17 protein-coding genes, 1 tRNA gene and 1 riboswitch are annotated in these 22,185 nt (G+C 74.7%); of the genes, 10 read left to right on the plus strand and 8 right to left on the minus strand.

The genetic code is table 11. From position 1 onward, the window contains the following. The first annotated feature begins 142 nt into the window (after window positions 1-142). Window positions 143-937, plus strand: coding sequence for a cyclase family protein (locus tag AS188_RS00295; RefSeq protein ID WP_058857158.1), 795 nt, complete (start codon window positions 143-145; stop codon window positions 935-937). Beyond that, window positions 934-2,604, plus strand: coding sequence for a thiamine pyrophosphate-binding protein (locus tag AS188_RS00300; RefSeq protein ID WP_058857159.1), 1,671 nt, complete (start codon window positions 934-936; stop codon window positions 2,602-2,604). The genes AS188_RS00295 and AS188_RS00300 overlap by 4 nt, the downstream gene beginning before the upstream one ends. Before the next feature lie 171 nt (window positions 2,605-2,775). Here AS188_RS00300 and AS188_RS00305 read toward each other — a convergent pair whose 3' ends face one another. Further along, window positions 2,776-4,116 carry a hemolysin family protein gene (locus AS188_RS00305; protein WP_058857160.1) on the minus strand — a complete coding sequence of 447 codons (1,341 nt, stop codon included), beginning with the start codon at window positions 4,114-4,116 and terminating at the stop codon, window positions 2,776-2,778. Between the two features lie 130 nt (window positions 4,117-4,246). On the opposite strand from AS188_RS00305, the gene AS188_RS00310 reads away from it, so the two are divergent. Beyond that, window positions 4,247-5,467: a glycerophosphodiester phosphodiesterase family protein gene (locus AS188_RS00310; RefSeq protein ID WP_236945015.1), complete on the plus strand. Its 1,221-nt coding sequence runs from the start codon at window positions 4,247-4,249 to the stop codon at window positions 5,465-5,467. A 60-nt stretch (window positions 5,468-5,527) separates the two neighbouring features. Here AS188_RS00310 and AS188_RS00315 read toward each other — a convergent pair whose 3' ends face one another. Next, window positions 5,528-5,740, minus strand: a complete 213-nt coding sequence (locus AS188_RS00315; protein WP_058857161.1) for a hypothetical protein — start codon at window positions 5,738-5,740, stop codon at window positions 5,528-5,530. A gap of 65 nt (window positions 5,741-5,805) precedes the next feature. After that, window positions 5,806-6,960, minus strand: coding sequence for a mannose-6-phosphate isomerase, class I (gene manA / locus AS188_RS00320; RefSeq protein ID WP_058857162.1), 1,155 nt, complete (start codon window positions 6,958-6,960; stop codon window positions 5,806-5,808). Window positions 6,961-7,023: 63 nt separating this feature from the next. Between manA and AS188_RS00325 the strand changes: the two genes are divergently transcribed. Next, window positions 7,024-8,424, plus strand: coding sequence for a phosphomannomutase/phosphoglucomutase (locus AS188_RS00325; RefSeq protein ID WP_058857163.1), 1,401 nt, complete (start codon window positions 7,024-7,026; stop codon window positions 8,422-8,424). 74 nt (window positions 8,425-8,498) lie between these two features. Here the strand turns inward: AS188_RS00325 and AS188_RS00330 are convergent, their stop codons facing one another. From AS188_RS00330 to AS188_RS00340, 3 genes are all read right to left on the minus strand, one after another. After that, window positions 8,499-9,686: a globin domain-containing protein gene (locus AS188_RS00330; protein ID WP_058857164.1), complete on the minus strand. Its 1,188-nt coding sequence runs from the start codon at window positions 9,684-9,686 to the stop codon at window positions 8,499-8,501. A 58-nt stretch (window positions 9,687-9,744) separates the two neighbouring features. Further along, window positions 9,745-10,227 carry an RrF2 family transcriptional regulator gene (locus AS188_RS00335; RefSeq protein ID WP_058857165.1) on the minus strand — a complete coding sequence of 161 codons (483 nt, stop codon included), beginning with the start codon at window positions 10,225-10,227 and terminating at the stop codon, window positions 9,745-9,747. 188 nt (window positions 10,228-10,415) lie between these two features. Next, the gene (locus tag AS188_RS00340) at window positions 10,416-12,281 is read right to left on the minus strand and encodes a phosphoenolpyruvate carboxykinase (GTP) (RefSeq protein ID WP_058857166.1); all 1,866 of its coding nucleotides are present in this window, start codon (window positions 12,279-12,281) and stop codon (window positions 10,416-10,418) included. 389 nt (window positions 12,282-12,670) lie between these two features. On the opposite strand from AS188_RS00340, the gene AS188_RS00345 reads away from it, so the two are divergent. From AS188_RS00345 to AS188_RS00370, 6 genes are all read left to right on the plus strand, one after another. Next, a tRNA-Arg gene (locus tag AS188_RS00345) sits at window positions 12,671-12,746 on the plus strand. A 165-nt stretch (window positions 12,747-12,911) separates the two neighbouring features. After that, window positions 12,912-13,012: riboswitch (glycine riboswitch) on the plus strand. Window positions 13,013-13,172: 160 nt separating this feature from the next. Then, window positions 13,173-16,067, plus strand: a complete 2,895-nt coding sequence (gene gcvP / locus AS188_RS00350) for an aminomethyl-transferring glycine dehydrogenase (protein WP_058857167.1) — start codon at window positions 13,173-13,175, stop codon at window positions 16,065-16,067. 30 nt (window positions 16,068-16,097) lie between these two features. Then, window positions 16,098-17,219 (plus strand): glycine cleavage system aminomethyltransferase GcvT, encoded by a 1,122-nt coding sequence (gene gcvT, locus AS188_RS00355; protein ID WP_058857168.1) that lies wholly within the window; start codon window positions 16,098-16,100, stop codon window positions 17,217-17,219. Between the two features lie 30 nt (window positions 17,220-17,249). Then, window positions 17,250-17,630, plus strand: a complete 381-nt coding sequence (gene gcvH / locus AS188_RS00360) for a glycine cleavage system protein GcvH (RefSeq protein ID WP_058857169.1) — start codon at window positions 17,250-17,252, stop codon at window positions 17,628-17,630. Further along, on the plus strand, window positions 17,627-18,964 hold the full coding sequence (gene glyA, locus AS188_RS00365) for a serine hydroxymethyltransferase (protein WP_058857170.1): 1,338 nt from the start codon (window positions 17,627-17,629) through the stop codon (window positions 18,962-18,964). Before gcvH ends, glyA begins: the two co-directional genes overlap by 4 nt. A gap of 99 nt (window positions 18,965-19,063) precedes the next feature. After that, window positions 19,064-20,497: an L-serine ammonia-lyase gene (locus tag AS188_RS00370; RefSeq protein ID WP_058857171.1), complete on the plus strand. Its 1,434-nt coding sequence runs from the start codon at window positions 19,064-19,066 to the stop codon at window positions 20,495-20,497. Between the two features lie 51 nt (window positions 20,498-20,548). On the opposite strand, the gene AS188_RS00375 is transcribed toward AS188_RS00370, so the two are convergent. Both AS188_RS00375 and AS188_RS00380 read right to left on the minus strand, forming a co-directional pair. Beyond that, window positions 20,549-21,532 (minus strand): aldo/keto reductase, encoded by a 984-nt coding sequence (locus AS188_RS00375; protein ID WP_058857172.1) that lies wholly within the window; start codon window positions 21,530-21,532, stop codon window positions 20,549-20,551. 74 nt (window positions 21,533-21,606) lie between these two features. After that, on the minus strand, window positions 21,607-22,140 hold the full coding sequence (locus AS188_RS00380; RefSeq protein ID WP_058857173.1) for a SixA phosphatase family protein: 534 nt from the start codon (window positions 22,138-22,140) through the stop codon (window positions 21,607-21,609). Window positions 22,141-22,185: the final 45 nt, after the last annotated feature.

Genomic DNA, 22,185 nt, shown 5'->3' on the forward strand with positions numbered 1-22,185 from the left:
GAACGCCGCCCCTCGCGACAGTGGGCGGCGCCCCTCGCGACGCCGGGGGGGCCGGAGCGGGGCGGGAGCGGACCGGGCGGGTGCCAGAATGACCGGGAACACACACGGAGGGCCCCGGCGGGCCCGGCGAGGAGGAGGCCCCATGAGCGTGCTGGACGGACTGGGCGCGGCGCTGGCCGCCGGAGCGGTCGAGGTGGTCGACCTGACCACGCCCCTGAGCCCGCGGACCCCGGTCCTGCGGCTGCCGGAGCCCTTCGCGAACACGGTGGGGCTGAGCACCACCCCGGTCAGCCGCTACGACGAGGCCGGACCCGCCTGGGCCTGGAACGACCTGCACGTGGGCGAGCACGCCGGCACCCACCTGGACGCCCCCGTCCACTGGATCACCGGACGCGGGGGGAGGTCGGTCGACCGGATCGAGCCGGCCCGGCTGGTGGGCCCGGCCGCGGTCGTGGACGTCACCGCGCAGGCCGCCGCGGACGCCGACTTCCTCCTGGAGCCCGAGCACCTCGAGGCCTGGGAGGACGAGCACGGGCGCCTGCCGCGCAACTGCTGGGTGCTGCTGCGCACGGGGTGGGCGGCCCGCGGGGACGACCCCGAGCGCTTCCTCAACGCGGACGAGCACGGCCTGCACGCCCCCGGCCCCTCCGTGGCGGCGGCCGAGTGGCTGGCCGCCCACCCGCACGTCAGCGGCTTCGGCGTGGAGACGGTGGGCATCGACGCCGGGATCGCCGGCGGCTTCGACCCGCCCTTCCCCGCCCACCACCACCTGCTGGGCGCCGACAAGTACGGGCTGACCTCCCTGCGCGGCCTCGACCGGCTGCCGGTGCTCGGCGCGCAGCTCGTCGTCGCGCCGCTGCCCGTGGTCGGCGGCACGGGCAGCCCCGCCCGGGTCCTGGCCCTGGTGGAGCGCACCGCGCAGGAGCCGGGGGCGTGACGGGGACGGTCGCGGCGCTCGTGGCCCGCACCCTGGCCGAGCTGGGGGTGGGCCACGTCTTCGGCGTGGTCGGCAGCGGCAACTTCCACCTCGTCAACGCACTGGTCGCCTGCGGGGTGCCCTTCACCGCGGCCCGGCACGAGAACGGGGCGGCCACGATGGCCGACGCCTTCGCGCGCACCAGCGGGCAGGTCGCCGTGGTGACCACCCACCAGGGCTGCGGGCTGACCAACGCCACGACCGGGATCGGGGAGGCCGCGAAGTCGCGCACCCCGCTGGTGGTGCTCACCGCGGACACGCAGGCCGCGGCGGTGCACTCCAACTTCCGCATCGACCAGGACGGGCTCGCCCGCTCGGTCGGCGCCGTGGCCGAGCGGGTGCACTCCCCCGCCTCCGCCGCGGCGGACACGGCCCGCGCCTACCGCCGCGCCCGCAACGACCGGCGCACCGTGGTGCTCTCCGTCCCGCTCGACGTCCAGGCCGCGCCGGCGCCCGGGCACGCCCCCGTCCCCGCCCTGCCGGACCCGCCCCGCCCGCGCCCCCACGACGACGACGCCGCCCGCCTCGCCGGGCTGCTGGCCTCGGCGCGGCGGCCGGTGTTCGTGGCCGGGCGCGGGGCCCGGGGCGCCCGCGCCGAGCTGGTCGCCCTGGCCGAGCGCTCCGGGGCGCTGCTGGCGACCTCCGCGGTGGCCAAGGGCCTGTTCGCCGGGGAGGCCTTCGACCTCGGGATCTCCGGCGGCTTCTCCGCCCCGCTCACCGCCGAGCTGATCCGCAGGGCCGACCTCGTGGTGGGGTGGGGCTGCGCCCTGAACATGTGGACCACCCGCCACGGCCGGCTGCTGGGCCCGGAGGCCGCCGTGGTGCAGGTCGACCTCGAGGAGCAGGCCCTGGGCGCCCACCGGGACCCGGACCGGCCCCTGGCGATGGGGGTCGTCGGCGACTGCGCGCTCACGGCCCGCGACGTCCTGGCGCGGCTGGAGGGGACGACGGCCCCGTCGTCGTCGTGGCGCACGCCCGGGCTGGCCGCGCGGCTCGCGCGGGAGGGCCGCTGGCGGGACGTCGCCCACGAGGACCTGTCCACCCCCGAGCGGATCGACCCGCGGGCCCTGTCGCGGGCGCTGGACGAGATCCTGCCGGCGGAGCGGGTGGTGGCCGTGGACAGCGGCAACTTCATGGGCTACCCCAGCCAGTACCTGGACGTGCCGGACGAGCGGGGCTTCTGCTTCACCCAGGCGTTCCAGTCGGTCGGGCTCGGGCTGGCCACCGCGATCGGCGCGGCGCTGGCGCAGCCGCACCGGCTGCCCGTGCTCGGCACCGGGGACGGCGGGTTCCTCATGGGGGTCGCCGAGCTGGAGACGGCGGTGCGCCTGGGGCTGCCGCTGGTGTGCGTGGTCTACGACGACGCCGCGTACGGCGCCGAGGTCCACCACTTCGCCGGTCCCGGTGCGCCGGAGGTGCCGCTGGACACGGTGGTGTTCCCCGACACCGACCTCGCCGCCGTCGGCCGCGGCTTCGGCGCGGAGGGGGCCGTGGTGCGCACCCTCGGGGACCTCGAGGCGGTGCGGGCGTGGGTCGCCGGCCCGCGGGAGCGGCCCCTGGTGGTCGACGCGAAGATCGCCTCCGACGGCGGGTCGTGGTGGCTGGCGGAGGCCTTCCGGGGCCACTGAACCCCTCCCTCGCCCCCGCACCCGCCCTGCCTCCTCCGCGAGATCCCACGCCCGGCGTGGGACCTCACGAGCACCGTGGGATCTCGCGGGAGGGGACGACGCGGTAGAGCGGTCGCGGGACGAGGCAGCGGCTGCGGACCGGGCAGCGGCTGCGGACCGGGCGGGGCCGGGTCAGTCCGGCGGGGTGTCCGTGGAGGCCGTGCTGCCCGGGCGGCGCGAGATGCGCACCCGCTCCACGCGGGCGCCGTCGACCGCGAGGACCTCGAGCCGGTACTCCTCCTCGTCCACCACGTCCCCGGGGCGGGCGACCCGGCCCAGGCGCGACATCACGAACCCGCCGACGGTCTCGTAGTGGCCCTCGGGGATGACCAGCCCGGTCTCCTCGGGCACCTCCTGGATGATCAGCCCGCCGTCGACGAGCACCGCCTCGCCGCGGCGCAGCACCGTGTCCTCGTGCTCGCGCCGGCCGGCGTCGAACTCGTCGTAGATCTCGCCCACGAGCTCCTCCACGAGGTCCTCGAGCGTGACGATCCCGGCGGTCCCGCCGTACTCGTCGACCACGAGCCCGATGTGCCAGCCCTCCGCGCGCATCGTGTGCAGGGTGCGCAGCACGTGGTTGGTCTGCGGCAGGAACGGGATCGGCCGCACGACGTCGCGCAGGGTCCGCGGCGGGGTGCCGATCACGCCGTCGCCGTCGGCGTCGAGGACCACGAGGTCGCGGATGTGCACGAAGCCCAGGACGTCGTCCACGCCCCGGCCCGTCACCGGGTAGCGCGAGTGCGGCAGGGCCAGGGCCGCCCGGTAGGCCTCGGTGACCGGCAGGTCGCCGTCGAGGAAGTGCACCTCCGTGCGCGGGCGCATCACCTCCGCGAGCCGGCGCTCGCCGGCCTCGAAGACGTCGGTGAGGATCGAGCGGGAGACCGGTCCCAGCCCACGGGTGTCCACGACCATCTCCCGGATCTCCTCGGCGGAGACCTCCTCGCCGGCCGCGTGCGGATCGCCGCCGACGAGCCGGACCACGGCGTTCGTGGAGGCCGACAGCAGCCAGATCACCGGCCGCATCAGGCGGGCGAAGAGGTTCAGCGGCGGGGCCAGCACCCGGGTGAACCCCTCGGCGCGCTGCATCGCGAGCCGCTTGGGCACGAGCTCGCCGAAGACCAGGGAGAGGTAGGCGATCACGAGCGTCATCCCGATCAGCGCGGTGGTCTGCGCCGCGGCGGGGGCCAGGCCCAGCTCCTCGAGCAGCGGGGCGAGGTCCGGGGCGATCGTGGAGGCGCCGTAGGCGGAGGAGAAGAACCCGGCCACGGTCACCCCGATCTGCACCGCGGAGAGGAACATGTTGGGGTCGCGCACGAGGGCCGCGGTTCGCGCGCCCTTGCGCCCGGAGCGCTCGATCCGCTTCACCTGGCTATCGCGCAGGCTGACGATCGCCATCTCCGTCCCCGCGAACACTCCCCCGATCAGCACGAAGGCGAGCACGAGCAGGAGGTTGACGAGGGTGTCCGAGTCCATGGCGCCCACGCTACCGGGGCATCGGCCGCCGCCGGGATCTCACCCGGGCGTCACCTCGTGTTCCCCCGCCCGTCGCCGGGCCCGGCTTGCCTGGGGACCGCACCGTTGCCGTCCCCCGAGGAGTCCCCCCGTGAGCACCGTCCCCGCCCCCCGCACCGTGCGCGCCGCGACCGCCGGCGCCCTGGCCGCCGCCGCCGTCCTGGGTCCCGCCGTCCCCGCGGCCGCCGCCCCGGCCGAGACCGAGCGCCCCCTGCTGATCGGCCACCGCGGCGCCGCCGGCACCGCCCCCGAGAACACCGTGCCCGCGTTCCGCGACGCCCGCGCGGCCGGGGCCGACTACCTGGAGGTCGACGTCCAGCTCAGCGCCGACGGCGTCCCGTTCCTGTTCCACGACGACACCCCGGCCCGCACCACGGACGTCGAGGAGGTCTTCCCCGGCCGCGAGGACGACCCCGTCACCTCGTTCACCTGGGCCGAGCTGCAGCGCCTCGACGCGGGCTCGGCCTTCGGCGAGCGCTGGGCCGGGGAGCGGATCCCCCACCTCGACGACGCCGCCGAGGTGGCCACCGTCAACACCGGCGTGTACATCGAGATCAAGTCCCCCCGCAACTCCCCCGGCATCGAGCAGGTCGTGGCCGGCGCCCTGGCCGAGGACCCGCGGTGGGCCCGGCTGCTCGAGGCCGGCAAGGTGACCGTGATCGGCTTCGACGAGGCCTCCAACCGCACCTTCGCCGGGCTCGCCCCCGACGTGCCGCTGCAGCAGCTCTCCGGCACCGTCCCGGACGCCGCCACGCTGGCGCGGTGGTCGCAGGTGGTCGACTCGGTGGGCACCAACTACCGCGCCCTCGACGCCGCGGACGTCGACCGCACCCGGGCCGCCGGACTGGACCTCGGGGTCTACACCGTCAACTCCCCCGAGGCCGTCCGGCACGTGCTGGACCTGGGCGTGGACATGGTCACCGGTGACTTCCCGGTCCAGACCGACCGGCTGCTCGACGGTCTGGACCCCGTCCCGGGCGACCACGGCGTCGGGATCGCCGGGGCCGTCAACGACGCCCCCGGCGACGACCTCCGCCCGGAGGGCGGCGAGCACGTGGTGCTGGCCAACACCGGGCCGCGCAGCGTGGACGTGAGCGGTTGGACGATCCGCGACGCCGCGTACAACGTGCTGACCGTGGGCGAGGGCTACGTGCTGGCTCCCGGCGAGCAGCTGCGGGTCCACACCGGCCCCGGCACGGACGGCCCGGATGCCTGGTTCAACGACCGGACCTCGGCCGTGCTCAACAACGGCGGCGACTCCGTGGCGCTGTGGACGGACGAGGACCGGCTGCAGGACGTCTTCGCGAACTGAGCACCGGGCCCCTGCAGCGCACCGGCCGGCCGCGGGCGCCGCGGCCGGCCGGTGCGGTCCTCACCACAGGTGGCGGCAGGCGGGGTCCTGGCAGGAGAACTCGGGGGCCCGGCCGTCGGGCAGCATCATCGACGGCGAGGCGAGCTCGACGTCGCGGGCCCGGTCCCAGTCGTCGGGCATGATCTGGACGTAGACGAGCTCGAAGCCCGTGCCGCCGCAGCGGGGGCACGGCGCGGTGGTGCCGCGCAGGCCGTCGGACGAGGTGGTGACCACGGTGGACCTCCCTGCCGGGCCCGGGCCTTCCGGGACCGGTGGGCCCAGTGTAGGGGCCGGGTCCGTCAGCGGCACCCGGCCGTGAACACGGTTCCCTCGCCGCTCAGCTCCACGGGCGTGGGCCCGCCCGTGTGCAGCAGGGACTGTCCGCCGCCCAGGGGCCACTGCCGCCCGCCGGCGCGCAGCTCGGCCGTGCCGGCGGCGGTCAGCACCACGGCGGTGCCGCGCAGCTGCGCGCGGGCGGGGCGGCCGGGGACCAGCTCGTGGGCGGTGAGCTCGAGCCGGTCGTCCCACAGCGGGTAGTGCCGGGCGCCGTCGGGCCCCGTGGGCGGGTCCACGACCTCGGGGGCCGCCTGCTCGGGGGCCAGCACGGCCAGCAGCTCGGCGACGTCGACGTGCTTGCCGGTCAGCCCCGCGCGCAGCACGTTGTCCGAGGAGGCCATGACTTCCACGGCGGTCCCGGAGAGGTAGGCGTGCAGCTGCCCGGCCGGGGTGTGCAGGGACTGCCCCGGTTCCAGCACCACGTGGTGCATGCACACGGCCACGAGCAGCCCGCGGTCGCCCGGGTGGCGGTCGTGGACGTGGCGGACCAGCCGGGCGACCGGGTCCTGCGGGTCCGCGGCGCGGGCCGCGGCGAGGGTCGCCGCGACGGCGGTGCGGGCGGCGTCGTCGTCCATGCCGAGGACGGCCGGCAGCAGGGGCCGGTCCGCGTCGAGCAGCCGGCACAGCCAGTCCAGGTCCAGGCGTCGGGCCGTGGCGCGCAGCCGGTCCGCGGGCTGCAGGCCCGTGAGCACCTCGGTGCGGGAGACCGCGACGACGGTCTCGGGCTTGGCGGAGCGGTCCGTGTAGTTGCGCTCGGGCGCCTCGAGGGGGATCCCGGCGCGCTCCTCGCGCTCGAAGCCGGCCCGGGCCTGCTCGGGGGTCGGGTGGACCTGCAGGGACAGCGGGGCGTCGATCGCCAGGATCTTCAGCAGGAACGGCAGCCGGTCCCCCGCCCCCTCCGGCAGGAAGCGCCCGGGGTCCGCCCCGACCAGGGCGTCCAGCGGCTCCTCCCGCCCGTCGACGAGCACCGCGGAGGGTGCCGCGGGGTGGGCCCCGACCCACAGCTCGGCCTCCGGCTCGGGGCTCGGGACGGGCCCGCCGCGCAGCCGCGCCAGGATCTCGCGGGAGCCCCACGCGTAGTGCTGGACCGGATTGCGCATGCCGAAGATCTCACCCATGCCGCTCATCCAACCACAGGGATCCGCGTGCCCCGGGGAGCCCGTGGCATAGGATCACCCCTTGTGACTATCGATCTCTCAGCTTCGTTCAAGGCCTACGACGTCCGCGGCATCGTGGGCGAGTCCATCACCGAGGACACCGTGCGCGCCACCGGCGCCGCGTTCGTGGACGTCCTGGACCTGGCCGGTCGCACCGTGCTGGTCGGCGGGGACATGCGCCCCTCCTCCCCCGCGTTCGTGGACGCCTTCGCGGAGGGCGCGACCCGCCGCGGGGCCGACGTCGTGAAGATCGGGCTGATCTCCACCGACGAGCTCTACTTCGCCTGCGGCACCCTCGACGCGGCCGGGGTGACCTTCACCGCGAGCCACAACCCGGCCCAGTACAACGGGATGAAGATGTCCCAGGCCGGGGCCGTGCCGGTCTCCTCGGAGACCGGGCTCTACGAGATCCGCGACCTCGCCCAGCGCTACCTCGACGACGGCGCCGTCCCGGCCGCCGCCGCTGCCGGCACGGTGAGCGAGCGCGACGTGCTGGCCGACTACGCCGCCTACCTGCGCGGGCTCGTGGACCTCTCCGGGACCCGGCCGATGAAGGTCGTGGTCGACGCCGGCAACGGCATGGCCGGGCTGACCACCCCCGCGGTGCTCGGCGGGGCCGTGCTGGAGCCGCTGCCCCTGGAGATCGTGCCCCTGTACTTCGAGCTCGACGGCACCTTCCCGAACCACCCGGCGAACCCGCTCGAGCCGGAGAACCTGCGCGACCTGCAGGCGGCGGTGCGCGAGCACGGCGCCGACCTCGGGATCGCCTTCGACGGCGACGCCGACCGCTGCTTCGTAGTCGACGAGCAGGGCGGGACGGTCTCCCCCTCGGCCGTCACGGCGCTCGTGGCCGAGCGCGAGATCGACCGGGCCCGGGCCGAGGGCGTCGAGTCCCCGGTGATCATCCACAACCTCATCACCTCCCGGGCCGTCCCGGAGCTGGTCACGGCCCGCGGCGGCCGGCCGGTGCGCACCCGGGTGGGGCACTCCTTCATCAAGGCGGTGATGGCCGAGGAGGGGGCCGTGTTCGGCGGGGAGCACTCCGCGCACTACTACTTCAAGGACTTCTTCAACGCGGACACCGGCATGCTCGCGGCGATGCACCTGCTGGCCGCCCTGGGCGAGCAGGACCGCCCGCTGAGCGAGCTGATGCACCAGTACGACCCCTACGCCGCCTCGGGCGAGATCAACTCCGAGGTCGCGGACAAGGACGCCGCCGTGCGCCGGGTCGCCGAGGCCTTCGCGGACCCCGGGGTCGCGGTCGAGGACCTGGACGGGACCACGTTCACCAGCGCCGGGGAGGGCTGGTGGTTCAACCTGCGCCCGTCCAACACCGAGCCGTTCCTGCGCCTGAACGTCGAGGCCGAGGACGCCGCGACCATGGAGCGGGTGCGCGACCGGGTGCTGGGGATCGTGCGCGCCTGAGCGCCGAGCGCGCGGAGCCCCGCCGGACGGTGTCCGGCGGGGCTCCGTGCTGCCGGGGCTCCCGGCCCCCGGTGTCAGGCCGCGACGGCCTCGCGCGCCTCGTCGTGGAGCATCCACTGGTCGGGGCCCAGGATCTCGTAGGCGATGTTGCGGCCGGGCACGCCCTGGGCGATCGCGGCCGAGCGGGCCGCCCGCATGAAGGGCAGGGGACCGCACAGCACCATCCGGGCGTCGGCGGGGATCGGCACGCCGGTCAGGTCCATGAACCCGTGGTGGTCGCCCTCACCGGGGGTCTCCATCCAGGTCTCGAGGCGTGCGGCGGGCAGCTCGGCCACGAGCAGCTCGTGCAGCTCCCGCAGCGGCCAGGTGGCCAGCGAGCGGTCGGCGTGCAGCACCAGGACCTCGCGCCGGGACTCCTCGCGGACGAGCCGGTCCAGGAACGCGAGCATGGGGGTGACGCCGATGCCGGCGGAGGCCAGCACCAGGGGACCCTCCCCCTCGGGGAGCACGACGTCGCCGTAGGGGTTCGAGACCCGCAGCACGTCGCCCACCTGCACGTCGTGGTGCAGCACCGGGGTGACCTCGCCGCGCTCGTCGAGGCGGACGGCGATGCGGCGTGCCCCCTCCGGGCCGGGCACGAGCGTGAACTGCCGCGGCTGCTCCACGCCGTCGGGCATCCGGACCTGGACGGTCACGTACTGGCCCGCCACCGCGGGGGTCATCGGGGTGTCGTCGGCGGGCTCGAGGGTGATGGCCGTCGTGGTGGTCCCGGTCCGCTCCTTGGCCGCGACCCGGAACGGGGCGAACACCACGGTGTTCGCCCGGCCCGCGTAGAGGCCCTCCTCGATCTTGATGAGGGCGTCGGCCATCAGCCAGTACACCTCGTCCCAGGCGGCCGCGACCTCGGGCGTGACGGCGTCGCCGAGGTCCCGGGCGATCGCGCCGAACAGGTGCTCGTGGACGATCGGGTAGTGCTCGGGCAGCACGCCCAGGGACGCGTGCTTGTGCGCCACGCGGGACAGCAGCTCGTCCGGGTAGCTGTCCGGGTGGGAGAGCAGCCAGGAGGCGAACATCGCGATCGAGCCGGCGAGGGCCTGCGCCTGCGTCCCGTTCTTCTGGTTGGAGCGGCTGAACATCCCGTCCAGCAGATCGGGGCGCGCCTCGAACATGGAGCGGTAGAACTCCGGGGTGATGAACGGGATGCGCTCGGCGACGACGCCGATGGTCTGCTCGATGACGGGGCGGGACTTCTCGGACAGCACGGTTGCCTCCTGGGGTGCCGGTGGTGGACACCCCAAAACTAGCATCTGAGATGCTTTATTAAGGAATCGGCGCGGCGGCCGTGCTGCCGGGCTGCTCCGGGGGCCGCAGCCCGATGCTGACGAGCACCGGCCCCGCCTGGCGCCCGCTCACCAGCTCGCGCACGCGGACGTCGTCGAGCTCGCGGAAGAAGGCCTCGCGGGCATCGGCCAGCACGCGGCGCAGCCGGCAGGACCGGTCCAGGGGGCAGCTGCCGCCGGGGGCCTCGCACTCGACCATCGCGGAGCCGGCCTCGAGCTCGCGCAGCAGCGCCCCGACGGAGGCGTCCAGACCGGCGGGCGTGATCGACACCCCACCGGCGCGCCCGCGGCTGGAGGCGAGCAGCCCCAGACCGCTGAGCCGGCCCACGGTCTTGGTCACGTGGTGGTAGGGCGCGCCGACGCCCTCGGCGATGGCGCGCGTGGTGAGCTTCTCGCCCTCGGGGGCCGCGCCGGTCAGCAGCAGCACCCGCAGGGCGATGTCCGAGAACGCCGTCAGCCGCACGGTGGCACCCCTTCCTCCGGGGGATCGCTCCCCGTCCGCCCGCCCGTCCCGGGACTCGCGGGCGGACCGCCCATTCTCCCACGCGGACCCCGGGCGGGCGAGCGCCCCCGGGTCCGCGGCGGCCCGGGACGCCGCGAGGGGCCCTCCCCGTGGCGGGAAGGGCCCCTCGCGGACCGCGGAGCGGGTGCTCAGGCCTGGTTCAGGCGCTCCTCGAGCCCGGCGCGCTGCTCGAGCAGGACCTCCGGGACGGCCCCGAGCCGGCGGAACCACTCGTCGATGCCGGGCAGCTCGGCCCGCCACTCCTCGACGTCGACCTTCAGGGCGGCCTCGAGCTCGGCGTCGGTGATCTCCAGGCCCGTCAGGTCCAGGTCCTCCTTGCGGGGCAGGACGCCGATCGGGGTCTCCCGGCCGCCGGCCCGGCCCTGCAGGCGCTCGACGATCCACTTCACCACGCGGGTGTTCTCGCCGAAGCCCGGCCAGGCGAACCCGCCCTCGGGGGTGCGGCGGAACCAGTTGACGTAGAAGATCTTCGGCATGCTCTCCTCGCCGACCCGCGCCCCGGTGTCGAGCCAGTGCTCGAGGTAGTCGTTGGCGTTGTAGCCGATGAACGGGAGCATCGCCATGGGGTCGCGGCGGACCACCCCCACGGCGCCCTTGGCGGCCGCCGTGGTCTCCGAGGAGAGCGTGGCGCCCTGGAAGACGCCGTGCTCCCAGCCGAAGGACTGCGAGACCAGCGGGACGGTGGTCTTGCGCCGGCCGCCGAAGATGATCGCGGACAGCGGCACGCCGTCGGGGTCGTCGTACTCGGGGGCGAGCGTGTCGACCTGCTTGATGGGCGTGCAGAACCGGGAGTTGGGGTGCGCAGCCGGGCGCCCGGAGTCGGGGGTCCAGTCGTTGCCCTTCCAGTCGGTCAGGTGCGCCGGGGTCTCCTCGGTCATCCCCTCCCACCACACGCCGCCGTCGTCGGTGAGCGCCACGTTGGTGAAGATGGTGTTGCCCTTGGCGATCGCGTGCATCGCGTTGGGGTTGGTCGGCCACCCGGTGCCGGGGGCGACGCCGAAGAGGCCGGCCTCGGGGTTGACCACCCGCGCCTGGCCGTCCTTGCCGAAGCGGATCCAGGAGATGTCGTCACCGACCATCTCGGCCTTCCAGCCCTCCAGCGTGGAGTCCAGCATCGCGAAGTTCGTCTTGCCGCACGCGGACGGGAAGGCCGCGGAGATGAAGTGCGTCCCGCCCTGCGGGTCGGTGATCTTCAGGATGAGCATGTGCTCGGCCAGCCAGCCCTCGTCGTGGGCGATCGCGGAGGCGATGCGCAGGGCGTAGCACTTCTTGCCCAGCAGCGCGTTGCCGCCGTAGCCGGAGCCGAAGGACCAGATCGCGCGGTCCTCGGGGAACTGCACGATGTACTTGGTGGGGTTGCACGGCCAGGGCACGTCCTCCTGTCCCGGCTCCAGCGGGGCGCCCAGGGAGTGCAGGCACTCGACGAAGAACGCGTTCTGCGCCGTCATCTTCTCCAGCACGGGCGTGCCGATCGTGGCCATGATCCGCATGGAGCACACCACGTAGGCGGAGTCGGAGATCTCCACGCCGTAGCTGGGGTGCTCGGCCTCGAGGTGGCCCATGACGAAGGGGATGACGTACATGGTGCGCCCGCGCATCGAGCCCGCGAACTTCTTGCGCAGGGTCGCCTTCATCACCTCCGGGTCCTCCCAGTTGTTGGTGGGACCCGCGCCCTTCTCGGTCTTGGTGCAGATGAAGGTGCGCTCCTCGACGCGGGCGACGTCGTCCGGGTCGGAGAAGGCGGCGAAGGAGTTCGGGAACTTGTCCTCGGCCAGGCGCACGAACGTGCCGGCCTCCACCAGCTCGCCGGTGAGCCGGTCCCACTCCTCCTCGGAGCCGTCCACCCAGTGGATGCGCTCGGGCTGCGTGAGCTCCGCCATCTCCCGCACCCACCCGAGCAGGTGCGCGTGGGTGGTGGGCGGGTTCTCCAGCGCGTCCTTCACAGCCTCGTTCAGCCCGGTGGTCTCCGTCGTTGCAGTGGGGTTGTCAGCCATTGACATGTCTCCTCGTTGAGGCCGTCCGCCGACCGCCCGGCCCTCGTCGTGCGCGCTCGCCGTCGAGCGCTCCGGCCCGGGGGGCACCGGGCCCACAGCGAGCGGCGTGCGTGGAAGCAGGGGCGGCCGGTCTCTACTGTGATGTGCGGCCCATCCTAGCCCCCAGGGCCCGCGCCGGGGCGCAGGGTTACGCCCCGCGGGCCGAGCCCTCGCGGACCCAGGGCCCGCGGGCGTCCCGGCGAGGGCCCGGCCCGGGCGCACCCTCGCTCCTGCCGTGCCGGCCGCGCGCTCCTCCGGCCGCCCGCACCCCTCGGCCCGTTTTGCAGAACCGCAGGCCGCATGTAAGGTTGTACCCGGCTCGAGCGGCGGAGACGCCGGGCGGAGCCGATGCGCCTGTAGCTCAACGGATAGAGCATCTGACTACGGATCAGAAGGTTGGGGGTTCGAATCCCTCCAGGCGCACCACCCGAAGGCCCCGGACCGCACGGTCCGGGGCCTTCTCGCGTTCCCCGCCGGACGCGGACCGGTGCTTCTCCCGGCGTCACAGCACCCGCGGCACCGGGCGACCCTGTTGCACCTGGCGCAACACCTCGGCTACGGTGTGGGAACAGTCACACCGACTGCAGTCGACGACGTGCGGCGGGAGAGTCCCGCTCAGCAGTTGTGGAGCGGGCGCCGTAGGAGCAATTCCTCCCCGGGAAACTCTCAGGCCCCCGTACCGCCGCACCGAGGCGCATCTGGAAAGTGGCGCGGAGCTCCTCCGCGCACGCCGAAGGAGCAAGCCCCACCCCCAGTCCGGGAGGGCGGAAACTCTCAGGCAGAGCAACAGATCGGGGAGGACCCACGGACCGCGCGGCAGGACCGCGCCGAGCACTGGAGTTCTCCCGAGACATGACGATCACCGCTCCCCACCCCACGACCACCCGCCCGGCCGGCGACGCCTTCGCCGACCGCCACATCGGCCCCGACGCCGGGGCGGCCGCCACGATGCTCGCGGCCGTCGGCCTGACCGGCCTCGACGAGCTCGTCGACACCGCCGTGCCCGCGGACATCCGCCAGCAGGCGCCGCTGGAGCTGCCTGCGCCGCGCTCCGAGGCGGAGGCCCTCGCCGAGCTGCGCCGGATGGCCTCGCGCAACGTCCTGCGCACGCAGATGATCGGCCAGGGCTTCTCCGGCACCCTCACCCCGCCGGTGATCCTGCGCAACGTGCTGGAGAACCCCGCCTGGTACACCGCCTACACCCCCTACCAGCCCGAGATCTCGCAGGGCCGGCTGGAGGCGCTGCTGAACTACCAGACGATGATCGCGGACCTGACCGGGCTGCCCGTGGCCAACGCCTCCCTGCTCGACGAGGCCTCCGCCGTGGCGGAGGCGGTGCTGCTGATGCGCCGGACCAACAAGGCCCGCGCCGAGGCCCGCACCGTCCTCGACGCCAACCTCTTCCCGCAGACCCTCGCCGTGGTGCAGGGCCGGGCCCGCGCGCTCGGCTTCGAGGTCGAGGTCGCCGACCTCTCGGCGGGCCTGCCCGAGGGCGAGATCTCCGGGATCGTGCTCCAGCAGCCGGGCGACGACGGCGCCGTCGTCGACCACGCCGCGGTCGTCGCCGCGGCCAAGGAGCGCGGGGCCATGGTGACCGTCGCCGCCGACGTCCTCGCCCTGACCCTGATCGTCCCCCCGGGCGAGCAGGGCGCGGACATCGCCGTCGGCAGCACCCAGCGCTTCGGCGTCCCCCTGTTCTTCGGCGGCCCGCACGCCGCCTACATGGCCGTGCGCAAGGGCCTGGAGCGCTCCCTGCCCGGCCGTCTCGTGGGGGTCTCCACCGACGACGCCGGGGCCCAGGCCTACCGGCTCGCGCTGCAGACGCGCGAGCAGCACATCCGCCGGGAGAAGGCGACCTCCAACATCTGCACCGCCCAGGCGCTGCTCGCGGTGGTGGCCTCCATGTACGCCGTCTACCACGGCCCCTCCGGGCTGCGCGCCATCGCCGAGCGCGTGCACGCCCACGCCCGCACCCTGGCCGGCGCGCTCGCCGGCGCCGGCGTCGAGCTCGCCGCCGAGCAGTTCTTCGACACCGTCCGCGCCCGGGTGCCCGGCCGCGCCGAGGCCGTGGTCGAGGCCGCCGAGGCCCTGGGCGTGAACCTGCGCCTCGTCGACGCGGACAGCGTCGGCGTCTCGGCCGACGAGGTCACGACGACCGAGCACCTCGTCGCCGTGGTCACCGCCTTCGGGATCCGCGACGCCGAAGCCGCCGTGACCGCCGCCGCGGCGGCGGCCCGGGACGGCGCCCACGCCCTGTCCCCGGCCGTGACCCGCAGCTCCGAGTACCTGACGCACCCGATCTTCCACACGGTCCGCTCCGAGACCCAGATGATGCGCTACCTGCGCCGGCTCTCCGACCGGGACCTGGCGCTGGACCGCACGATGATCCCGCTGGGCTCGTGCACCATGAAGCTCAACGCCACCGCCGAGATGGAGGCGATCTCCTGGCCGGAGTTCGCCGGGATCCACCCGTTCGCCCCGGGCCACCAGACCGCGGGGTGGCGGGAGCTCATCGACGACCTCGAGGCGCGCCTGTGCGCGATCACCGGCTACGCCGGGGTGTCCATCGCCCCGAACGCCGGCTCGCAGGGCGAGTACGCGGGGCTGCTGGCGATCCGCCAGTACCACCTGGCCAACGGCGCCGGCGAGCGGACCGTGTGCCTCATCCCCGCCTCCGCCCACGGCACCAACGCCGCCTCGGCCGTGCTCGCCGGACTGCAGGTCGTCGTGGTGAAGACGGCCGCCGACGGCACCATCGACGCCGCCGACCTGGACGCGAAGCTCGAGACCCACCGGGACCGGCTGGCGGCCATCATGATCACCTACCCCTCCACGCACGGGGTCTACGACGCCGACGTGCGCGAGGTCTGCGACAAGGTCCACGCCGCCGGCGGGCAGGTCTACATCGACGGGGCGAACCTCAACGCCCTGGTCGGCCTGGCCCAGCCCGGGCGCTTCGGCGGGGACGTCTCGCACCTGAACCTGCACAAGACCTTCTGCATCCCCCACGGCGGCGGCGGGCCCGGCGTCGGACCCGTGGCCGTGGCCGAGCACCTCGTGCCGTTCCTGCCCGGGGCCGCCGCGGGCGAGTCCAACGGCCGCACGGGCACGCCCGTCACCTCGGCCCCCTACGGCTCGGCCGGGGTGCTGCCCATCTCGTGGGCCTATGTCGCGATGATGGGTGGTGAGGGCCTGACCGAGGCCACGAAGCACGCCCTGCTCTCCGCCAACTACGTCGCGGCGCGGCTGGACGAGCACTTCCCGGTGCTCTACACCGGCAACCGCGGGCTCGTGGCCCACGAGTGCATCCTCGACCTGCGCGAGCTGACGGCCCGCAGCGGGGTCACCGCCGAGGACGTCGCCAAGCGCCTGATCGACTACGGCTTCCACGCCCCCACGCTGTCCTTCCCGGTGGCGGGCACCCTGATGGTCGAGCCGACCGAGTCCGAGGACCTCGCGGAGCTGGACCGGTTCGTCGAGGCGATGATCGCGATCCGCGCCGAGATCGACCAGGTCGTCGCCGGGGACTTCCCGGTGGAGGACTCGCCGCTGCGCCGGGCCCCGCACACCGCCGTCGCCGTCGCCGGCACGCAGTGGGACCGGCCCTACTCCCGCGAGCAGGCGGCCTTCCCCGTCCCCTCACTGCGGCAGGACAAGTACTTCCCGCCCGTGGGCCGCATCGACGGCGCGGCCGGGGACCGGACCCTGATCTGCTCCTGCCCGGCCCCCGAGGCCTTCGAGAACTGACCCGGCGCAGCCACGAAAGGCACCGAGACCATGACTGCCAGCACCACCTCCCGGCACACCGCCCTGCACGACCGGCACGCCGCCCTCGGCGCGTCCTTCACCGACTTCGGCGGCTGGGACATGCCCCTGAAGTACACCTCCGAGCTCACCGAGCACCGCGCGGTGCGCGAGGCGGCCGGGCTCTTCGACCTCTCCCACATGGGCGAGGTCCGGGTCTCCGGCCCCGACGCGGGCACGTTCCTGAACACCGCGCTCGTCGGCAACCTCGCCGTGATCGCCGTGGGCCGGGCCAAGTACTCCCTCCTGTGCACCCCCGAGGGCGGGATCGTCGACGACCTGATCACCTACCGGCTCGCCGAGGACGAGTTCCTCGTCGTGCCCAACGCCGGCAACGCGGCCACGGTCGCCGCCGCCCTCCGGGAGCGGGCGGCCGGCTTCGACGTCGTCGTCGCCGACGAGTCCGCCGGGACCTCCCTGGTCGCGGTCCAGGGCCCGGCCGCCGAGGCGATCCTGCTGGGCCTGGTCCCGGACGGGCAGCACGAGGCCGTGACCGGGATGAAGTACTACGCCGCCGGGACTGTCACGGTCGCCGGGACCCCCGTGCTGCTGGCCCGCACCGGCTACACCGGCGAGGACGGCTTCGAGCTCTACGTCCCGAACGCGCAGGCCGTTCCGCTGTGGGACGCCCTGCTGGCGGCCGGCCGGGAGCACGGGCTCGTCCCCTGCGGGCTGGCCAGCCGCGACTCCCTCCGGCTCGAGGCCGGCATGCCGCTCTACGGCCAGGAGCTCGGCCTCGAGGTCACGCCCTTCGAGGCGGGCCTGGGCCCCGTCGTGTCCTTCAAGAAGGAGGAGGACTTCGTCGGCCGCGCCGCCCTCGAGGCCCGCCGCGACGAGGGCGTCGCCCGCACCCTGGTCGGCCTGCGCGGCCGCGGCCGGCGCTCCGCCCGCAGCCACTACCCCGTGCTCGCCGAGGGCCGCCGCGTCGGGGAGGTCACCTCCGGGGCGCCGAGCCCCACCCTCGGCCACCCCGTCGCCCTCGCCTACGTGGAGACCGCGTTCGCCGAGCCCGGCACCGTCCTCGAGGTGGACCTGCGGGGCAAGCCCGAGACCTTCGACGTCGTCCCCCTGCCGTTCTACCGGCGCCAGAAGTAGACCCCGAGCCCTGACCGAAAGGACCCCACCATGAGCACCGTCCTGCCCGACCTGCGCTACTCCGCGGAGCACGAGTGGATCGACTCCGCCTCCCCCGCCCGCATCGGCATCAGTCAGGTCGCCGTCGACGCCCTGGGCGATGTCGTCTACCTCGACCTGCCCGAGGCCGGCTCCACCGTCACCGCGGGCGAGGTCTGCGGCGAGGTCGAGTCCACCAAGTCCGTCTCCGAGCTGTTCTCCCCCGTCACGGGCACCGTGGTCGAGGTCAACGCCGAGGCCGTGGACAACCCCGCCGTCCTCAACGAGGACCCCTACGGCGCCGGCTGGCTGTTCACCGTCGAGGTCTCCGAGGAGGGTCCGCTGCTCTCCGCCCAGGAGTACGCCGACGCCAACGGGGGTGAGCTCGGATGAGCGCGGACGCCACCGCCCTGACCTCCGCCCTCGACCAGGACCTCGCCCTGCTCGACCCCGAGGTCGCCGAGCGCATCGACGCCGAGCTGCGCCGCCAGCAGGACGGGCTGGAGATGATCGCCTCGGAGAACCACACCGCCCGCGCCGTGATGCAGGCCCAGGGCTCCGTGCTGACCAACAAGTACGCCGAGGGCTACCCCGGCCGCCGCTACTACGGCGGCTGCGAGCACGTCGACGTGATCGAGCAGCTGGCCGTCGACCGGGTCAAGGACCTGTTCGGCGCCGCCTTCGCCAACGTCCAGCCTCACTCCGGGGCCCAGGCCAACGCCGCGGTGATGCACGCGCTGCTCACCCCCGGGGACACCGTCCTCGGGCTCGACCTCGCCCACGGCGGGCACCTGACCCACGGGATGAAGCTGAACTTCTCCGGCAGGCTCTACCAGGTCGTGCCCTACGGCGTGGACGAGGCCACCTGCACGGTGGACATGGACGAGGTCGCCCGCCTGGCCCGGGAGCACCGCCCCCGGCTCATCGTCGCCGGCTGGTCGGCGTACCCGCGCCAGCTGGACTTCGCCGCATTCCGCCGCATCGCCGACGAGGTGGGCGCCTGGCTCATGGTCGACATGGCCCACTTCGCCGGGCTCGTCGCCGCCGGGCTGCACCCCAGCCCCGTGCCCCACGCCCACGTGGTCACCTCGACCACGCACAAGACCCTGGCCGGCCCCCGGGGCGGGATCATCCTGTCGAACGAGGCCGAGGTCGCCAAGAAGATCAACTCGGCGGTCTTCCCCGGCCAGCAGGGCGGCCCCCTGGAGCACGTGATCGCGGGCAAAGCGGTCGCCTTCGGCATCGCCGCCGGGGAGGAGTTCCGCGACCGCCAGCGGCGCACCCTCGAGGGCGCCCGCCTGCTCGCCGAGCGCCTGCTCGCCCCGGACGTCGCCGAGGCCGGGATCTCCGTGGTCAGCGGCGGCACCGACGTGCACCTGGTCCTCGTGGACCTGCGCGACTCCGAGCTGGACGGCAAGCAGGCCGAGGACCTCCTCGCCCGGGTCGACATCACGGTCAACCGCAACGCGGTGCCCTTCGACCCCCGCCCGCCGATGGTCACCTCCGGGCTGCGCATCGGCACCCCGGCCCTGGCCACCCGCGGCTTCGGGACGGAGGCCTTCACCGAGGTGGCCGATATCATCGCCGAGACCCTCGTGGCCGGCGCCCGCGCGGGCGCCGGGGGCGTGGACCCAGCGGTGCTGGCCGCCCTCGAGTCCCGCGTCCGGGCGCTGGCCTCGGCGCACCCGCTCTACCCCGGCCTGGCCCCGCTGACCGCGGGCCGCTGAGGACCGGGCCACCGGTTCCCCACCGGGCGGCGCCGGGTGCGGAGGGAGACCCCCTCCGCACCCGGCGCCGCCCCGCACCCCTCTCGTCTGGAGCACATCATGGCCATCAGCGTCTTCGACCTCTTCTCCGTGGGCATCGGCCCCTCGAGCTCCCACACCGTCGGCCCCATGCGCGCCGCCCGACGCTTCGCGCAGACCCTCGTCGAGCAGGAGCTCCACGAGCGGACCGCCGGCCTGCGCGTGGACGTCTACGGCTCCCTGGCCGCCACCGGCCGCGGGCACGGCACGTTCACCGCCATCCTCCTCGGTCTCGAGGGCTACGACCCCGAGACCGTCCTGCCCGACCAGGTCGAGGAGCGCCTGGCGGACATCGCCGCCGGCGGCACCCTGCGGCTGTGCGCCGCCCTCGGCCGGCGCAAGGACCTCCCGTACGCCGTGGAGGACATGGTCCAGCACCCGCTGACCGTGCTCGAGCGGCACACCAACGGCATGCGCTTCCAGGCCCTCGACGCGGACGGGGCCGTGCTGGCCGACGAGACCTGGTTCTCGGTCGGCGGCGGGTTCATCGTCCAGGAGGGCGAGGAGGACGCGGCGGCGGCCGAGCTCGACGAGGCCAGCAAGCAGGTCCCGCACCCGTTCCGCACCGCGCGGGAGCTGCTGGCGCACTGCCGGGCCACGGGCCTGTCCATCAGCGACGTGATGCTGGCCGACGAGCGCACCTGGCGCACCGAGGAGGAGATCCGGGCGGGGCTGCTGCACATCTGGGACGTCATGGAGCAGTGCAAGGACTCCAGCCTGCGCCGCACCGGCACCCTGCCGGGCGGGCTCAAGGTCGCCCGCCGGGCCCCGGCCTGGCACGACCGGCTGCGCCGGGAGGACCCGGACCGGGACCCGTCCTACTGGCAGGAGTGGGTGAACCTCGTGGCCCTGGCCGTCAACGAGGAGAACGCCTCCGGCGGGCGGGTCGTCACCGCCCCGACCAACGGGGCGGCCGGGATCATCCCCGCCGTGCTGTTCTACGCCACCCACTACGTCCCCGAGGTCCGGCGGGCGATGGCCGGCGGGGACGCCGAGGAGCTGCGGCGGGTCCGCGAGTCCGTCGTGGTCCGCTTCCTGCTGGCCGCCGGCGCCGTGGGCGTCCTGTACAAGGAGCAGGCCTCCATCTCCGGGGCCGAGGTCGGCTGCCAGGGCGAGGTCGGCTCCGCCTCCTCGATGGCCGCCGGCGGTCTGGCCGAGGTCCTCGGCGGGACCCCGGAGCAGGTGGAGAACGCCGCGGAGATCGCCATGGAGCACAACCTCGGCCTGACCTGCGACCCCATCGGCGGGCTCGTGCAGGTGCCCTGCATCGAGCGCAACGCGATCGCCGCCGCCAAGGCCATCAACGCCGCGAAGATGGCGCTGTGGGGCGACGGCACCCACCGGGTCAGCCTCGACGAGGTCATCGTCACCATGCGCGAGACCGGCAAGGACATGAGCCACAAGTACAAGGAGACCGCGCTCGGCGGGCTGGCCGTCAACGTCGTCGAGTGCTGAGCCGCCTGCCGGGCGGCACCTCCCGCCCGGCAGGCCTGGTCCCACCCTGTGTCAGTACCGCGGGGCGGGGGCCGCCACGCGGTCGAGCACCGCGAGGTCCTCGGCCGTGAGCCGCAGCTCCGCCGCGGCCGCGTCCTCGCGCAGGTGGCCGAGGTCGCTCGTGCCCGGGATGGGAACGACGTGCTCGCCGGCCACCGTGGTCCACGCGATCGCGACCGCCGCCGGTGTGGTCCCGTGGCGCTCGGCGACCTCCCGGAGCGGGGCGAGCACCGTCTCCTGGGCGGCCATCGCCTCGGGCGCGAAGCGGGGGTTGCGGGAGCGGAAGTCGTCCGTGGAGAAGGTGCGCCCGCCGAGCGTGCCGGCGAGGTAGCCGCGGCCCAGCGGGGAGAAGGGCACGAACGCGGCGCCGTGCTCGGCGCACCAGCCGATCACGTCCCCGGCGGGCTCGCCGTCGGCGGTGACCCCGGAGCCGTCCGGGTCGCGCGTCCACAGGGAGTACTCGGACTGGACCGCCGCGACGGGGTGGACGGCGTGCGCGCGGTCGGCCTGGGCGGTGCTCACCTCGGAGAGCCCGAGGTGGCGGACCTTGCCCTCCGCGACCAGCTCGGCCAGTGCGCCCCAGGTCTCCTCGAGGGGCACCTCCGGGTCCACGCGGTGGAGGTAGTAGAGGTCGAGCACGTCGGTGCGCAGCCGGCGCAGGCTGTCCTCCGCGCTGCGGCGCACCTCGTCCGGGTGCCCGCAGCGCTCGGTGCGCGGGGGCTCCAGGGACCGGGCCCGCAGGCCGGTCTTGGAGCACAGGAGGATCTCGTCGCGCCGGTGGGCGAGCGCGGCGCCGACGAGCTCCTCGTTGGCCCCGCCGCCGTAGAGGACGGCGGTGTCCACGACGGTCATGCCGAGGTCGACCGCCGTCTCGAGCACCGCCCGCTTCTGCCGCTCCCCCAGGCCCCGCCGGTCGTAGGCCCAGCTCAGGCCCATGGCCCCGTAGCCGATCGCCCCCACGGGCCGCCCCGTCGGGGGGAACACCACCTGCCGCATCCTCGCTCCTGTCCGCTCGTCGTCCGTGCCGGGCCCTCGGGGCCGCGATCTGCGGCCCCGGGCGCGGCGCCGCGTCAGCGGCGACCGGGCCCCGGCACCGAGAAGTCCACCAGGCGGGCGTCGGCCCCGTCCAGTGCGGCCCACGGGCCGGGGACCTCCAGCACGGCGTAGGCGCCGGTGGGGCAGCCGTCGGCGAGGGCCATCACGGCGTCGTAGTCGGAGTCGGGCGTGGCCAGGCGCAGCGCAGCCTCCCGCAGGCCGGGCAGGTGGCCGATCACGAGCAGCGCCTCCACGGTCTCCGGGACGTGGTTGACCACGGCCAGGATCCGGGCCTCGGCCGCCGCGTAGAGGCCCTCCTCGAGCTTGGCCGTCGGGGCGGCCTCGCCCAGCGCGCTGCACACCCACGTGCAGGTCTGCCGGGCGCGCAGGGCGCTCGAGCACAGGATCATGTCCGGGGCGTGGCCGCCCGCCAGCAGCCGCCGGCCCGCGTCCTCGGCCTCGGCGGCCCCGCGGCGGGTCAGCGGGCGGTCGTGGTCGGCCGTGCCGAGGGGGTGCTCCGCCTCGGCGTGGCGCATGAGGACGAGCTTCTTCACGTCGTGGCGGCTCATCGTCCCATCGTGCCACGGCGCCCGCACACGGCACGGCTCCGGACC

It is taken from the genome of Kocuria flava (assembly GCF_001482365.1).
GTDB classification, from domain to species: Bacteria; Actinomycetota; Actinomycetes; order Actinomycetales; family Micrococcaceae; genus Kocuria; species Kocuria flava.

Bases quoted from the DNA above. Each gene is read 5' to 3' on its own strand.
- AS188_RS00340 (WP_058857166.1), bottom strand. From the start codon at position 12,281: ATGGCTGACAACCCCACTGCAACGACGGAGACCACCGGGCTGAACGAG.
- gcvT (WP_058857168.1), top strand. From the start codon at position 16,098: ATGACTGCCAGCACCACCTCCCGGCACACCGCCCTGCACGACCGGCAC.
- AS188_RS00370 (WP_058857171.1), top strand. From the start codon at position 19,064: ATGGCCATCAGCGTCTTCGACCTCTTCTCCGTGGGCATCGGCCCCTCG.
- AS188_RS00380 (WP_058857173.1), bottom strand. From the start codon at position 22,140: ATGAGCCGCCACGACGTGAAGAAGCTCGTCCTCATGCGCCACGCCGAG.
- AS188_RS00375 (WP_058857172.1), bottom strand. From the start codon at position 21,532: ATGCGGCAGGTGGTGTTCCCCCCGACGGGGCGGCCCGTGGGGGCGATC.
- gcvH (WP_058857169.1), top strand. From the start codon at position 17,250: ATGAGCACCGTCCTGCCCGACCTGCGCTACTCCGCGGAGCACGAGTGG.
- AS188_RS00305 (WP_058857160.1), bottom strand. From the start codon at position 4,116: ATGGACTCGGACACCCTCGTCAACCTCCTGCTCGTGCTCGCCTTCGTG.
- manA (WP_058857162.1), bottom strand. From the start codon at position 6,960: ATGGGTGAGATCTTCGGCATGCGCAATCCGGTCCAGCACTACGCGTGG.
- gcvP (WP_058857167.1), top strand. From the start codon at position 13,173: ATGACGATCACCGCTCCCCACCCCACGACCACCCGCCCGGCCGGCGAC.
- glyA (WP_058857170.1), top strand. From the start codon at position 17,627: ATGAGCGCGGACGCCACCGCCCTGACCTCCGCCCTCGACCAGGACCTC.
- AS188_RS00295 (WP_058857158.1), top strand. From the start codon at position 143: ATGAGCGTGCTGGACGGACTGGGCGCGGCGCTGGCCGCCGGAGCGGTC.